This window comes from Labrys okinawensis, assembly GCF_047345005.1.
GTDB lineage: Bacteria > Pseudomonadota > Alphaproteobacteria > Rhizobiales > Labraceae > Labrys > Labrys okinawensis.
Map to the genome: position 1 here is coordinate 2,881,185 of NZ_CP178864.1, position 14,146 is coordinate 2,895,330.

Consider the following 14,146-nt stretch of genomic DNA (forward strand, 5'->3'; position numbering starts at 1 on the left):
CGCCAACGGTTTTATTTCACACGCATGTGCTTCGATTGCCGAGATGAGGTGTTCTATCAAAAGAAGCTAATCAGGAGGCACGGCGTGACTTTAGAGATTATTGGACGGAGGGCCTTTCTCACGCTTGGCGGGAGCTTGGTGCTCGCAGGCTGTGCTACCTCCCATGCCGGCGTGGCCAGCCTTCCGGTGATCAGGGCGGTGCATGTCAGCGGTGGCGGCAATCTGTGGCTGCAGACCATGCCCCCCTTCGTGCAGCGCAACCTCATCCAGCAACTCGGCTCGCGCTATGAGCCCGGCGCTAGGGGCGGCGCGACGTTGACCGTGCAGCTAACCGACATAAGCTTTCCTACTGCATCCAACGCGGGCTTCGGCAGCGTCGATACGCTGGATGGCAGGATCACGCTTGCATCTTCCTCGGGCGCCGTGCTGGAGAGCTTCCCGTTGTTTTCTTCCACTGCTTCCATCGATGCTGCACCGGAAGTCACGGGGCCGACATCGCGGCGCTATGACTGGCTCGCGTCAAGTTATGCGCATTGGGTGTTGAGCAAGTTGGCGTGAGATCCAATGGCGAAGAGATTCAGCCGCAGGACTCAGCCGATGTTTGTGGCGGTTTGACGTCTGGCTGGCTTCCGAGCGCCAGCACTCACTTTCGGTGCGCCATCTCGCGCCGTATGCTCCTATGCCGCGGTTGCAGCAGCCAGTGTTGTTGCCGGTGGGCGCGACTGGATGTGAGGTAGGGAAGGGGGCCGTCGGCTTCCCAAAACGTGGGACAGCCAGCGCGAAAAGCATAAATAACTGCGCGGGACAGAGTACTGTCCCACGTTCTTCCAGCTCTTTGATTTTACCTTATTATCATACTACGAGCGGGAATTTTGACGTGAAATTTCCTCCCTTTGAACCATAGGGTTAAGGGAATTTCTTGTCTCGCCGTGGTAACGAGGCGCTGAACTATGAGGCGCGGGTGCGTTTCAATGGCGACCGTCGCTTCGGGGCTGCCTTCGCAGCCGAGTGCTTCGTTGGGCTATTCGCTTCCTGCGCCAATCGTGCTTGGCGCAAGCGCTCGGTCTTGGCCGCCCGGATCGAAAGTTCATCATCCAGGATCGCGCGGGCGACCTTGTTGGTCTCTTCGTGCCTGGCCTCCATGCGGGGAAGCTTGGGTACGAAACGAACGTCAGCCGTGCGTGACATAGCGGTCCCACTCCAAAACAAAAAAGGCCGGGCAAGCCCGACCTTCTCGATATGCGTCTCAATGGCCCGTGCCAGTACATCCGTGGTCAAGGGCCATCAGCGCCCCATAATTACTCAGCGCGGAGATTTTCAGCCGCATTCTTGCCGCTGCGGTTATCCCGCACGACGTCGAAGCTGACCTTCTGCCCCTCGACGAGGCCGCGGAGACCAGAACGCTCAACCGCGCTGACATGCACGAAAATATCCGCTCCACCCTGATCAGGCTGAATGAATCCAAAGCCCTTGGTGGAATTGAAGAATTTTACAACACCGGTGTTCATGACGATTTCCTTTCAATCGAACATAAGAGAATCCTCGCCGCGCAGAGTGCCCGGCAAGATTTTGAGATCGAAGTTGAAAGAGGAAGATCGTCAGCGCGATTCCGGCGCAGAAAAAGTTCGACAGCAAAATCGACGAAAATAAGCATAGAGGTTAATTGAGTGGAGATCAAGGCGCAGCTATATCGTCTCGATCATTTCCTACTTTCACTGTTATTTCGCCGGCGCCGCTCCATCTGTCTCCGTCAATTAGGAGAGCGCGCATGGCGCTCCCGGCTAACGTCCCCCCGACACTCGCAGGATCGAGCCCGTCACATAGCTCGCCGCATCCGAGAGCAGATACATCACGGCGTCGGCAATCTCCTCCGGCCTGCCGATGCGCTGCATCGGGATCGAGGGCCTGATGCGCTCGACACGTCCGGGATCGCCGGTGCTGCGGTCATGGATCTCGGTCTCGGTCATGCCAGGCGCCACCGCGTTCACCCGCACTCCCTCCAAGGCGAGTTCCCTGGCCATGCCGATCGTCAGACCATCGACAGCGGCCTTTGAGGCGGCATACCAGACATATTCGCCGGGCGAGCCGATATCGGCGGCCACCGAGGAAATGTTGACGATGGACCCGCCGGGGCCGCCGAGCCGTGTCGATAGGCGTCTGGCCGCCTCGCGCGCGACGAGGATGGCACCGGTCACGTTAAGGTCGATCGTCTCACGAATAACCTGGGTATCGACATCAGTGAGCCGGCCCGAACGCCCGGTGATGCCGGCATTGTTGACCATGTGGGTGAGCTGCCCGAATTCGTCCGTCGCGGCGAAGAGGGCGGCGATGTCGGCTTCATCGGCCATGTCGCCTGCCAGTACCAGAGCACGAGCGCCGGCCTTGTGCACGGCGTCGGAAACCTGCCCGGCGGCTGCATGGTCGCTGCGGTAGTTGATGACGAGGTCATAGCCGACTTCGGCCGCTTTCAGACAGATGGCCGCACCGATACCCCGGCTTCCGCCGGTGACGAGAAGAAGGGGGCGTTTCGACATGGTCTGCAAATTCCTTGTATCAAATGGCGTGAATGACGTCGCGCCGTCATCGCCTTCATAACGATCGTAGCAGTATCAGGGGCGTCTCCCAGCGGCCGCGATCTCCTGGTCGATCGGTACTGCCGCTTGGATCACCCAGTCGGCGATGGCGGCGATGTCGTCGAGATCGAAACGCGGCAGCGGGAAGGGGCCTGGCGCGTCGGTGGCAATGGCGCGGACATAGGGATCGTCGGGATGGATGAAGGCCTTGTCGACGGCCACCCGATGGATCTCGATCTTGGGATGAGGATCGCGCTTGAAGCCCTCGACGATCACGAGATCGACCTGGGAGAGACGCTTGAGCAGCTCTGCCAGCAGCGGCTCGGGCGCGCCGCGCAGCTCGTGCATCAGTGCGAAGCGATGGGCCGAGGAGACCAGCACTTCATGGGCGCCAGACTCCCGATGGATGTAGGAATCCTTGCCGGGTTTATCGACGTCGAAGGCGTGATGGGCGTGCTTGATGGTGGAGACCGTCAGGCCGCGGCGGCGCAGCTCAGGAATGAGAGCCGCGATCAGGGTCGTCTTTCCGGCGCCGCTCCAGCCCGAAAGGCCCATGAGACGCATCATGGCCCCGGCGCCTTACGCAGATGATGGGAGGTGAAGCCCTCGCCCTCTATGCGGCCTTCATAGAGATCGCCGGTCTCCCGGGCGATGTTGGGAAGGTCGATGGCGGCCATCGGGTCCGTGCATTCCAGGATCAGCAATGCTCCCGGCTGCAGCTTGGCGAGTTCCTTCTGTGCACGCAGCACTGGCAGCGGGCATTTCAATCCACGCAGATCGAGGCGAAGCGCTTCATCGGACGCAAAAGGGGGGGCGGTGCCGGGCATTGCCATGGCTGTAGCCGTCTCGATGACCGCGTTCAACCTTTGTCTGCACGCCGTGACCCTGTCATGATGGCAACATGACACCGAACAACGACGCAACCATGGGCCTCATCCTCGCCGGCGGCCTGTCGAGCCGCATGGGGGGAGGCGACAAGGGCCTTTCCCGGCTCGGCGAAGCGACCATCCTCGAGCGCATCGTCGCGCGTTTGACACCGCAGGTCCAGGTGCTGTTCCTCAACGCCAATGGTGATCCCAGCCGCCTGGCGAAGCTCAGCCTGCCGATCCTGGCGGATACACTTCCTGATTTTCCCGGACCGCTCGCCGGTGTGTTGGCCGGACTCGACCACGCGGCGCAGGTGGGCTTTGCCGAGGTTGTGGTCGTGCCTTGCGATGCGCCGTTCCTCCCCGCCGATCTCGTGGCCCGGCTCCGCGCGGCGGTCGGGGGGAAGGGCGGCGCCGTCAGCGTCTCCGGCGGCAGGCGCCACCCGACAGCGGCGCTTTGGCCAGTGCATCTGCGGCAGGTCCTGAGGGTCGCGCTGGTCGAAGAGAACCAAAGGCGGGTCGAGACCTTCCTTCGGCGGCACGGTTTCGTCGAGGTGGCATGGCCCGCCGAGCCGTTCGATCCGTTCATGAATGTCAACGATCCGGACGGCATGGTGCAGGCGAGGGCACTGCTGGAGCGCTGGCCGCAGGCGTGAGCGGGGTGATCGTCTCCGACTACCATTCTTGGAACGGGCACGCGTGGTGGAGGGAAAACTGCAGTCGGAGACTGCCACTCCGAAATGCCCTTCCTGCAAGAAACTGGCCTTGCATCCCTGTGAATGCTAGAAGCGCGCGCGAGTACGGGAGTTGTTGTCATTTCCACCACCAAGACCAATATTTCGAAGCAGATCCCCATTGACGCGATCCCGCTGCTGCGGCGCCTGTTCCGGGATGAGGGCGTTCGCAATCTCAAATTCTATGCGGCCTCGATCGCGGCGGGCGCTGTGGAAGCGGCGATGGGGGGCTGCTGGCCTGGCTGATCGGACCGGTGATCCGCGCCTTGGGGGGCGATGTCAGCCTGCGCACGATTGCCGGCCTGGCGGTGGCGGCGATCGTGGTGTTTCTGGTCAGGGGCGTATCGGGCTACCTGAAGGATACGATCATGGCGAGGATCGGCAACAGCATCATCGCCAACATCCAAAGGCGCCTGTTCGACCATGTCGTGCAGCAGGACATGGCGTATTTCACGGCGCGCCATTCCAGCGAAATGGTCACCTCCAACGGCTTTGTTGCCAGTTCCGCACGCGGGGCTTCCAACCTGTTGGTGGATTTGGTCACCAATGTGCTGCAGGTCATCTCGCTCGTGGTCGTGATGTTCGTGCGCGATCCCCTGCTGGCCTTCACCGCCATGATCGTGATGCCGCCGGCGATCCTCGGGCTTCGCTATGTCACGCGCCGGGTCGGGCGCCTGGTGAGACGGCAATATCAAAGCTCCACCCAGATCACCGGCACCCTGCAGGAAACCTCCCAGGGCATCCGCGTGGTGAAGTCCTTCGGCATGGAGGACGCCATGCGCCGGCGCATGGAAGCCGGCATCCTCGAGGCGCAGACGGCGGCCAACAAGATGGCCGGCCTGGCCTACCGCGCCGATCCCATCATGGACACGATGGCCGGCGTCGCCGTGGCGGCGGTGATCGTCTATGGTGGCTGGCGCATCACGAATGGCGAACTGACGCTTGGGGGGGCTGGCCTCGTTTCTGTTCGCCTTCCTGGCCATGTACGCCCCGTCCAAGGCGCTGGCCAAGACCAATGTCGGCCTCAACGCCGCGATCGCGGGCGTCAGCATGTTCTACGAGATCATGGACACGCCCGCCGGGGAGGGGGCGGTCGAACGGGCCAAGCCGGCCTTTGTGAAGAAGGGCGGCACCGTGGTCTTCGACAGGGTGACCTTCGGCTACAAGCCGGACGAGCCGGTGCTGCGCGAGCTCTCGCTCCATGTCGAGGCTGGCAAGACGACGGCGCTGGTCGGCCAGTCCGGCGGCGGCAAGTCGACGGTGGTCAACCTGATCCTGCGCTTCTACGAGCCGCAATCGGGGGTGATCACCATCGACGGCCAGGATATCGGCAAGGTCTCGATCGGCAGCCTGCGCGAGGCGATGGCCTATGTCGGCCAGGACGTCTACCTCTTCGGAGGCACCATCCGCGAGAACATCGCCTTCGGCCATCCCGGCGCCTCGCAGGAAGCGATCGAGGCGGCGGCGAAGGCGGCCTATGCCCATGATTTCATCCAGGCCTTCGAGCGGGGCTACGATACCGAGGTGGGCGAACGCGGCCTGCAGCTCTCCGGCGGCCAGCGCGCCCGCATCGCCATCGCCCGCGCCATCCTGCGCGATGCCTCGATGATCCTGCTGGACGAAGCGACGGCGGCGCTCGATTCCGAATCCGAGCAGGCCGTGCAGAATGCGCTCGACGATCTGTGCGCCGGACGCACCGTCGTCGTCATCGCCCATCGCCTGCAGACGATCCAGGAGGCCGACAAGATCTGCGTGATCGAGGCTGGCCGCGTGGTCGAAGAGGGCACGCATGAGCAATTGCTCGCCCGCGGCGGGCGCTATGCCTATCTCCACGCCGTGCAGTTCCGCGAAGAGCTCGAACTCGCCGGTGTAGAGCAAATCTCGGTGTCACTAGCCGCAATGCGCTCTAACTTATTGCTTTGACGTATTTTCTTCATTGAACAAGCCTATTGGCTTTTTCTTGAAAACGCCTTGAAAGGTCTCCGTTTCCGTGAAGTCCGTTGCCCTGTTCGATCTTGATGGCACCCTGGTCAATGCCGACCATCTGCACTACGAGGCGTGGAAGCACATGCTCTCGCCGCATGGCATCGACCTCACGGAGGAGTCCTACCGCACCGACGTCATGGGTTCGCCCAACAGCCTGCTTCTGAAGAGCCTGCTCAAGGGCCTCGACGAGAAAGCCGGGCTCGCGCTGATCAACGATAAGGAAGCGATGTTTCGCCGCCTCTTCGTCAAGGTCGAGCCGGCCACGGGACTGACGGCTTTCCTCGACTGGCTAGGCAAGAATGGCGTGCCGGTTGGCGTTGTCACCAATGCGCCGCGGGCCAATGCCGAGCACCAGCTTCGGGGCCTCGACCTCGTGAAGCGCTTTCCGCTCGTTGTCATCGGCGCCGAGGTGGCGAGGCCCAAACCCTTCCCCGATCCCTATTTGGCGGGCCTCGAACATCTCGAAGGTCGCGCCACAACCAGCCTCGCTTTCGAGGATTCCCGCTCGGGTATCGCGGCCGGCAAGGCGGCGGGGCTCAGCGTAGTCGGTCTGACGACGGGCATGAGCGAAGCCGCCATGCTGGCCGAAGGCGTCGATCTCGCCATTCCCGACTATGAGGATCCCCGCCTTCTGCCCTTCGCGGCGCAGCGTCTCGGCCTCGCCTGATAGCGAGAGCGCGGACATCTTGTCCGCCCCTTCGATCCCCGTCCCACGAGCCGGCAAAGAATTGCCTTTCCCTCCCCCTGCGAACGCGCTAACACCAGATTGTCTCATGGGGTGCCTGCAAGGGCTGAGAGGCGGGAAGCACGGTGCTTTTAGGCCAACCCATCGAACCTGATCCGGATCGTACCGGCGGAGGGATGAGCCTTGAAGCAGCATGCTTCCACTGCCCTTTCTTCATTCTCGCTGTCCGTCTCGATCACCTATCGATTTGGAGGACGCTCATGCTGAAGAAACTCCTGGCTGCCATCGCTCTGGCAGCGCTCGCCACCGCGGCACACGCACAGGATAAGCCGGCTCTCACCGTCTACACCTATGAAAGCTTCTCGGGCGAATACGGCCCCGGCAAGCAGTTGCAGACCGCCTTCGAGGCCAAATGTGGCTGCACGATCAATTACGTGACCGCCGATGACGGCGGCGCGCTCTTCGCCAAGCTCAAGCTGGAGGGCACTTCCACCAAGGCGGATGTCGTCGTCGGCCTCGACGACAATCTGATGGGGGAGGCGGAAAAGTCGGGCCTGTTCGTGCCGCATGGTTTGGCCACCGATGGCCTTTCCTTGCCGGAGCCCTGGGCCGACAAGACCTTCGTGCCCTTCGATTGGGGCTATTTCGCCTTCGTCTATGATGGCGACAAACTGAAGAATCCGCCGGCCAGCCTGAAGGAGCTCGTCGAGAACAAGGACGGCCCGAAAGTGGTGATCGAGGATCCGCGCACCTCGACGCCGGGCCTCGGGCTGCTCGCCTGGATGAAGGCTGTCTATGGCGACAAGGCGGCCGACGCCTGGAAGCAGCTCAAGCCCCGCATCGTCACCGTCACGCCGGGCTGGTCGGAAGCCTATGGCCTCTTCCTCAAGGGTGAGGCGGACATGGTGCTTTCCTACTCCACCTCGCCCTCCTATCACATCGAGGTCGAGAAGAAGACGAACTACCATGCCGCCATGTTCCCGGAAGGGCATCAGGTGCAGGTGGAGGTCGCGGGCCTGGTAGCGAGCTCCAGGCAGCAGGATCTCGGCCGCCAGTTCCTGAGCTTCCTGCTGTCGAACGAAGGCCAGGCCGTGCTGCCCGAGACCAACTGGATGTTTCCCGCCAAGACCCCAGCCGCGGGCCTACCTGATAGCTTCAAGGCCGTGCCGGTTCCCGCCAAGGCACTGATGTCGGACCCCGCCAAGCTCGCCGAGAACCGCAAGGCGTGGATCGACGAATGGCTGGCTGCCATGGCGAAGTGAGGGGTTGATGTACGGCAGGTCAACTTATGTGCGCTGGTGTTGCCCCCCGTTCTGCAGCGTCACACCACAAACCTGAATGTCCGGTCTCTCCCTTCTCGCTGCCCTGGCTGCTCTTGTCCTTGCCTCCCTCGCCAGCCTCTTTCTCGCGGCAGGCGGCGAACCGTGGCAGGGCAATGCTGCCTATCTCGTCTCGATCGCCAGCTTCACGCTCTACCAGGCGCTGCTCTCGACGCTGTTCTCCCTGATCTTCGGCGCGCTGGTGGCTCTGGCTCTGGCGCGGCGGCATTTCCCAGGGCGGCGCCTGCTGCTGGCACTCTTCGGCGTAGCCACCGCCTTGCCTTCGATTGTCGCCGTCTTTGCCTTTGCGGGCATCTTCGGCCGTGTCGGCATCGTCAACGCCGTCCTCGGCGCCATCGGCCTGCCCGGCCTCGCCATCTATGGTCTCACCGGCATCCTGCTAGTCCACGTTTTCTTCAACGGCGCCTTCGCAGCCCGTGTCTTCCTGGCCGCGCTGGAGGCAGTACCGGGCGAGCATTGGCGCCTGGCGTCTTCCCTCGGCCTGCCCTCGGGCGCCGTATTCCGCCTGATCGACTGGCCAGTGCTGCGGCGCGACATGGCGGCACTCGGCCTCCTGATCTTCATCGCCTGCGCCACCAGCTTCGCCATCCCGCTCACCCTCGGCGGCGGCCCAGGCAGTGCGACCTTCGAGGTGGCGATCTACCAGGCCATCCATTCCGACGCCGATTTCGCCCGTGCGGCCGTGCTCGCCCTGCTCCAGATTGGCGCGATGGTGGTGCTTGTGGTGCTCGCAGCCCCCCTGCTGGTCTCGACGCCGGAGGTCGCCGCGCTGGGCCGCCGCATCGAGCGGCCGGACCGGCGGGGGATGGCGCTCCACCTCATGGACGCTGCCGTGCTCGTCATCGCGCTTCTTCTCATCGTGCCACCCTTGCTGGCCGTGATCTGGGCCGGAAGGTCATTGCTGGCCGGATTGGACCCGCAGGTGCCGCGAGCCCTCGGCACCAGCCTCGCCGTCGCGATCGCAGCCGCCACGCTCGCTCTCGGTGCAGCGCTGCTGCTCTCGCGCTCTCGCGCCACCCTCGGTGCTTCCGGTTGGGCCCGGACCGCGCGGCTGATGGCCTCGGCTCCACTGCTGGCCCTGGCAATTCCGCCTCTCGCCTTTGCTGCCGGCCTCTATGTCATCGCCCGGGCTTTCGGTGCGGCCGATCTGATCGCAACGCCGGCCCTGATCCTGGTCAATGCCATGATGGCGCTGCCCTTCGTGCACCGCCTTGTCGATCCGCCCATGGCGCTCGCCCAGGACCGCTATGGACGCCTCGCCGAAAGCTTCGGCATGACCGGCTGGACCAGGCTGCGCCTGATCGAGTGGCCGCTGCTGGCGCCCTCGGCCACCGCGGCCTTCGCCTTCGCCATGGCGCTGTCGCTTGGTGACCTCGGTGTGGTCGCCTTGTTCGGTTCGGAGGGGCTGGTGACCTTGCCTTCGCTGCTCTACGCCAAGCTCGGCTCCTACCGCATCGAGGAGGCCGATGGCATTGCTGCCCTGCTGGCCGGGCTGGTGCTGGTGCTCTTTCTGGTGGCCGACAGGCTGGGAGGCCGGCATGCTCGTCGCTGACAAGCTTACCATCGTCATCGATGATTGGACGGGTGTCTACGACCTCTCTGTCCCAGGCGGCAGCATGGCGGCGATGGTCGGTCCTTCTGGTGGTGGCAAATCGACCCTGCTCCACGCCATTGCCGGCTTCGAGAGGCCGTCGAGCGGCAGCCTCAGCTTCGAGGGGCTAGACCTCCTGCCGGTGAAACCTTCGCAGCGGCCGGTCGCTATCGTCTTCCAGGATCACAATCTCCTGCCCAATCTCACGGCGCTGCAGAATGCCGGCCTCGCCCTGTCGCCGTCGCTAAGGCTGTCTGCGGCCGACAGGGGCGCCATTTCCGCCATGCTCGATCATGTCGGCCTCGCTGGGCTGGAGAAGCGCCTGCCTTCCGAGCTCTCGGGTGGGCAGCGCCAGCGCGTCGCACTGGCCCGCGCCATGCTGACCACGCGCCCGCTGCTGCTGCTGGACGAGCCGCTCACCGGCCTTGACCCGGCCATGCGCGCCGGCATGATCGACCTCATAGATACACTGCGGCGCGAGAAGGGGCTGACGGTGCTGATGACCACCCATACGCCCGAAGATATCGAGGGACGGGCGGATCAGATCCTGACCGTGGCGGACGGGCGGATCGTGTAGGTCATTCCGAGCGTATCGCTTGTGAGGATACGCGCGGGATCACGGTCGCTGTTGCGCTGCACACGCCAAGGTCTAAGCTTCCTTCTTTGCGTAGAGAGGGAATCGCCCGCATGGACGCCAGCGCGCTTGCCAGACTGATCGCCCAGGGGCGAGGTGCCGAGCCGGCGGATCTCGTGATCAAGAATGTGCGGCTTCTCGATCTCGTGAGCGGCGATCTCACGCAGACCGACATCGCTATCGGCGGCGACCGTATCATCGGTACCTATGCAAGCTATACCGGCCGGCACGAGATCGACGCGCGCGGACTGATCGCGGTGCCCGGCTTCATCGACACCCATCTCCATGTCGAGTCTTCGCTGGTAACGCCGGCCGAATATGATCGCTGCGTGCTGCGCCATGGCGTAACCACGGCGATCTGTGACCCGCATGAGATCGCCAACGTCGTCGGCGCGGATGGCATACGCTTCTTCCTGGAATCGGCGGGCCACACCGCCCTCGACCTGCGTGTGCAACTGTCGAGCTGCGTGCCCGCCACCCATCTGGAGACGTCCGGCGCGCGGCTCGGCGCCGAGGACCTCCTGCCCTTTGCCGGTCATGACAAGGTGATCGGCCTCGCCGAGTTCATGAATTTTCCGGGTGTGATCAATGCCGATCCCGACTGCCTGGCCAAGCTGATCGCCTTTCAGGACCGCCACATCGACGGCCATGCCCCGCTTCTGCGCGGCACTGATCTCAACGCCTATCTCACTGCCGGCATCCGCACGGACCATGAGACCACCACGGCGGAAGAAGGGCGCGAGAAGCTCGCCAAGGGCATGACGCTGCTGATCCGCGAGGGCTCGGTCTCCAAGGATCTGCATGCCCTGGCCGAATTGATCACGCTCAAGAATTCGCCCTATCTCGCTTTCTGCACCGATGACCGCAACCCCCTCGATATCGCCGAGGAGGGACATCTTGACTTCATGATCCGCACCGCCATCGGCCTCGGCGCCGAGCCGCTGGCGGCCTATCGCACCGCGACGATCTCCGCCGCCATGGCGTTCGGGCTGCGAGACCGTGGTGTGATCGGGCCGGGCAGGCGGGCCGACATCGTGCTGCTCGAGGATCTCGAACTTTGCGCCGTGCGCCATGTGATCAGCGCCGGCCGCCTCGTAGAGGACGGGCTCTTCGAGGGACGCCCTCGCGTGCAGCCGGTCGGTCTCGATTCGATGAAGGCGCGGCATGTCACGGCATCGGATTTCGAGGCAGCCGCCCCGGGGCCGACGGGCCCCGTGATGGGCGTGATGCCGGGCAAGATCATCACGCAGCATCTGCGCCTCAGCCTGCCTTATGCCGATGGCCGGCGCGGGATCGATCTCGGCCAGGACGTGGTCAAGGTCGCGGTGGTCGAGCGCCATGGCGTGAATGGCAATATCGGCCGCGGCTTCGTCAAGGGCTTCGGCCTGAGGCAAGGCGCAATTGCCTCCTCCGTCGGGCATGACTCGCATAATATCTGCGTGGTCGGCGCCGATGACGCCGACATGGCACTCGCCGTCAACCGCCTCGGCGAGATTGGCGGCGGCTTCGTGGTGGTGCGCGACGGCGCCGTGCTGGCGGAGCTGGCGCTACCGGTGGCCGGGTTGATGAGCACGCTGCCCTTCGAAGCGGTGCGGGACCGCCTGATGCCTCTTAGAGCCGCGGCGAAATCGCTCGGCGTCACCCTGGCTGAGCCCTTCCTGCAGGTCGCCTTCCTGCCGCTGCCGGTGATTCCACACCTGAAGATCACCGATCGCGGCATGGTCGATGTCGACCGCTTCGAGCTGATTACCGCCTGAATCAAAATCTGAGGAAGAGATGGAAAACCATCTCTTTCCAAGCTTTTATGGCACTAATCGGAATCGGTACTCCAGCATGACTCCTTGCCATCTAAGCATTTTGCGATTCTTGGCGATCCAATCTGAAGGTAAAACGCGCCAGCGATGAAGCTCCTCGTCGTCTTCTGCCATCCCTGCGCGGAAAGCTACGTCGCCGCCGTGCGCGATGCAGCCTTGCGCGGGCTCGCCCAGGCCGGGCATGACGTGCGCGTTCTCGATCTCTATGCCATGGCGTTCGATCCGGTGATGAGCGGCGACGAGCGGCGCGGCTATCACGACAAGGGCAGCAACGAGGCGCCCGTGGTGGAGCATCTGGCCCATCTGCGCTGGTGCGAGGGGCTAATCTTCATCTATCCCACTTGGTGGTACGGGCCACCTGCCATGCTGAAGGGCTGGCTGGAGCGCGTCTGGGTGCCGCACGCGACCTTCACCATGCCTGACAACGGCAAGCCGATCGGTCCCGTGCTCACGCATATCCGCCTGCTCGCCGTCATCTCGACGCTGGGCTCGCCGTGGTGGTGGTGGAAACTGTTCATGAAGGAGCCTGGTCGGCGCATCCTCCTGCGGGGGCTCAAGATGCTCTGCGCTCCGCGTTGCCGCACGATGTGGATCGCACTGCATCGGCTCGACGAGATATCTGATGCCAAGCGTCGGCGCTTCCTCACCAAGGTCGAGAAGAAGATGGCCCGGTTGAAGGGCTGACGATGCAGATTCCCAGCAAGATCAGCCGCGCAAAAGGGGGGTCTTTCGCCGTAAAATGACAGGCTGCCCTTGTTTGGCCTCAATTCGACTGGCGAAAACCGTCGTTTCCTAGCGACTTCGTGGAATTCCGTGGGCATTCCATCCCTTCGGACTTGACTCAGCCCGCAGCCTATTGTCTCAACGCGCCGTCTCAAACAGGGTGCTTGCATGAGTATCGCCTTCACGTTTCCCGGGCAGGGAAGCCAGACTGTCGGCATGGGCAAGGGACTGGCCGCTGCCTTCCCGGTGGCCCGGGCCGTCTTCGATGAGATCGATGCTGCGCTGAGCCAGAGGCTGACTTCCGTGATCTGGGATGGTCCGGAGAGCGACCTCACTTTGACCGAAAATGCCCAGCCTGCCCTGATGGCTGTTTCTCTCGCTGCCTTCCGGGTGCTGCAGGACGAGGCGGGCCTCGATCTCAGGAAACATGCAAGCTTCGTCGCCGGCCATTCGCTCGGCGAATATTCGGCGCTTGCCGCTTCCGGCGCGCTGACGATTGCCGATACCGCGCGCCTGCTGCGGATCCGCGGGCGGGCCATGCAGGCGGCGACGCCAGTCGGCACCGGCGCCATGGCCGCGCTGCTCGGCCTCGATTTCGAACAGGCGACCGCCGTTGCCGCGGAGGCTGCGCAGGGCGACGTATGCCAGGCCGCCAACGACAATGCGCCGGGTCAGGTCGTCGTCTCGGGCGCCAAGGTCGCCGTGGAGCGCGCGCTTGAGATCGCCAAGGCCAAGGGCGCCAAGCGCGCCATCCTCCTGCCCGTGTCCGCTCCTTTCCATTGCGCACTGATGCAACCTGCCGCCGATGCGATGGCCGAGGCGCTGGCCAAGGTGGTCATCGAGGCGCCGGCCGTGCCGCTGGTCGCCAATGTGCTGGCACGCCCGATCTCCGACCCCTCAGTGATCCGCAAGCGGCTGGTCGAGCAGGTCACTGGCACCGTGCGCTGGCGCGAAAGCGTGGAATTTCTCGCTGGCTCCGGCGTCACCAAGCTGGTCGAGGTCGGCTCCGGCAAGGTGCTGAGCGGCCTCGTCAAGCGTATTGCCTCGGGCGTCGAGGCGGTCAGCGTCGGCACGCCCGAGGACGTCGCGGCCTTTGCCCCGACCCTCGGCTGAACAGAACACAGCAAGCAGGCGCCCTGCGGCGCCAGGATATCAGAACGGGCAAGCCTCGCTTCGATCGGCATGCGGCCGGACCCGGCC

14 protein-coding genes, 1 pseudogene and 1 riboswitch are annotated in these 14,146 nt (G+C 63.8%); of the genes and pseudogenes, 11 read left to right on the forward strand and 4 right to left on the reverse strand.

Going from position 1 to position 14,146, the window contains the following annotated elements; genetic code table 11:
- Positions 1-84: 84 nt before the first annotated feature.
- Entirely contained in the window at positions 85-558 is a 474-nt protein-coding gene (locus ACMDCR_RS13385) for a hypothetical protein (RefSeq protein WP_413992998.1), read from the forward strand.
- Positions 559-1,298: 740 nt separating this feature from the next.
- Here the strand turns inward: ACMDCR_RS13385 and ACMDCR_RS13390 are convergent.
- The 4 genes from ACMDCR_RS13390 to ACMDCR_RS13405 all read right to left on the reverse strand — a co-directional run bounded on the left by ACMDCR_RS13390 (position 1,299) and on the right by ACMDCR_RS13405 (position 3,406).
- Positions 1,299-1,508: a cold-shock protein gene (locus ACMDCR_RS13390; protein ID WP_413992999.1), complete on the reverse strand. Its 210-nt coding sequence runs from the start codon at positions 1,506-1,508 to the stop codon at positions 1,299-1,301.
- Positions 1,509-1,781: 273 nt separating this feature from the next.
- Complete coding sequence (locus tag ACMDCR_RS13395; RefSeq protein WP_413993000.1) at positions 1,782-2,534, reverse strand: glucose 1-dehydrogenase; 753 nt, start codon at positions 2,532-2,534, stop codon at positions 1,782-1,784.
- Between the two features lie 75 nt (positions 2,535-2,609).
- On the reverse strand, positions 2,610-3,137 hold the full coding sequence (gene mobB, locus ACMDCR_RS13400; RefSeq protein ID WP_413993610.1) for a molybdopterin-guanine dinucleotide biosynthesis protein B: 528 nt from the start codon (positions 3,135-3,137) through the stop codon (positions 2,610-2,612).
- Positions 3,137-3,406: a sulfurtransferase TusA family protein gene (locus tag ACMDCR_RS13405; RefSeq protein ID WP_413993001.1), complete on the reverse strand. Its 270-nt coding sequence runs from the start codon at positions 3,404-3,406 to the stop codon at positions 3,137-3,139. Before ACMDCR_RS13405 ends, mobB begins: the two co-directional genes overlap by 1 nt.
- Positions 3,407-3,474: 68 nt before the next feature.
- Here ACMDCR_RS13405 and mobA point away from each other — a divergent pair, with 68 nt between their 5' ends.
- The 10 genes and pseudogenes from mobA to fabD all read left to right on the forward strand — a co-directional run bounded on the left by mobA (position 3,475) and on the right by fabD (position 14,059).
- Positions 3,475-4,095 (forward strand): molybdenum cofactor guanylyltransferase MobA, encoded by a 621-nt coding sequence (mobA, locus tag ACMDCR_RS13410; RefSeq protein WP_413993002.1) that lies wholly within the window; start codon positions 3,475-3,477, stop codon positions 4,093-4,095.
- 332 nt (positions 4,096-4,427) lie between these two features.
- Positions 4,428-5,063, forward strand: a pseudogene (locus tag ACMDCR_RS13415) (ABC transporter transmembrane domain-containing protein); the annotation flags it as partial.
- 91 nt (positions 5,064-5,154) lie between these two features.
- A complete protein-coding gene (locus ACMDCR_RS13420) occupies positions 5,155-6,096 on the forward strand; it encodes an ABC transporter ATP-binding protein (RefSeq protein ID WP_413993003.1) in 942 nt (313 codons plus the stop codon).
- Between the two features lie 67 nt (positions 6,097-6,163).
- On the forward strand, positions 6,164-6,826 hold the full coding sequence (locus ACMDCR_RS13425; RefSeq protein ID WP_413993004.1) for an HAD family hydrolase: 663 nt from the start codon (positions 6,164-6,166) through the stop codon (positions 6,824-6,826).
- A gap of 97 nt (positions 6,827-6,923) precedes the next feature.
- Positions 6,924-7,038, forward strand: a riboswitch (TPP riboswitch).
- 66 nt (positions 7,039-7,104) lie between these two features.
- A complete protein-coding gene (gene thiB / locus ACMDCR_RS13430; RefSeq protein ID WP_413993005.1) occupies positions 7,105-8,106 on the forward strand; it encodes a thiamine ABC transporter substrate binding subunit in 1,002 nt (333 codons plus the stop codon).
- 76 nt (positions 8,107-8,182) lie between these two features.
- Positions 8,183-9,736: an ABC transporter permease subunit gene (locus ACMDCR_RS13435; RefSeq protein ID WP_413993006.1), complete on the forward strand. Its 1,554-nt coding sequence runs from the start codon at positions 8,183-8,185 to the stop codon at positions 9,734-9,736.
- The gene (locus ACMDCR_RS13440; protein ID WP_413993007.1) at positions 9,723-10,352 is read left to right on the forward strand and encodes an ATP-binding cassette domain-containing protein; all 630 of its coding nucleotides are present in this window, start codon (positions 9,723-9,725) and stop codon (positions 10,350-10,352) included. Before ACMDCR_RS13435 ends, ACMDCR_RS13440 begins: the two co-directional genes overlap by 14 nt.
- A gap of 110 nt (positions 10,353-10,462) precedes the next feature.
- Entirely contained in the window at positions 10,463-12,166 is a 1,704-nt protein-coding gene (gene ade, locus ACMDCR_RS13445; protein ID WP_413993008.1) for an adenine deaminase, read from the forward strand.
- A 144-nt stretch (positions 12,167-12,310) separates the two neighbouring features.
- Positions 12,311-12,907, forward strand: coding sequence for an NAD(P)H-dependent oxidoreductase (locus ACMDCR_RS13450; RefSeq protein ID WP_413993009.1), 597 nt, complete (start codon positions 12,311-12,313; stop codon positions 12,905-12,907).
- A 207-nt stretch (positions 12,908-13,114) separates the two neighbouring features.
- The gene (fabD, locus tag ACMDCR_RS13455) at positions 13,115-14,059 is read left to right on the forward strand and encodes an ACP S-malonyltransferase (RefSeq protein WP_413993010.1); all 945 of its coding nucleotides are present in this window, start codon (positions 13,115-13,117) and stop codon (positions 14,057-14,059) included.
- The last annotated feature ends 87 nt before the right edge of the window (positions 14,060-14,146 follow it).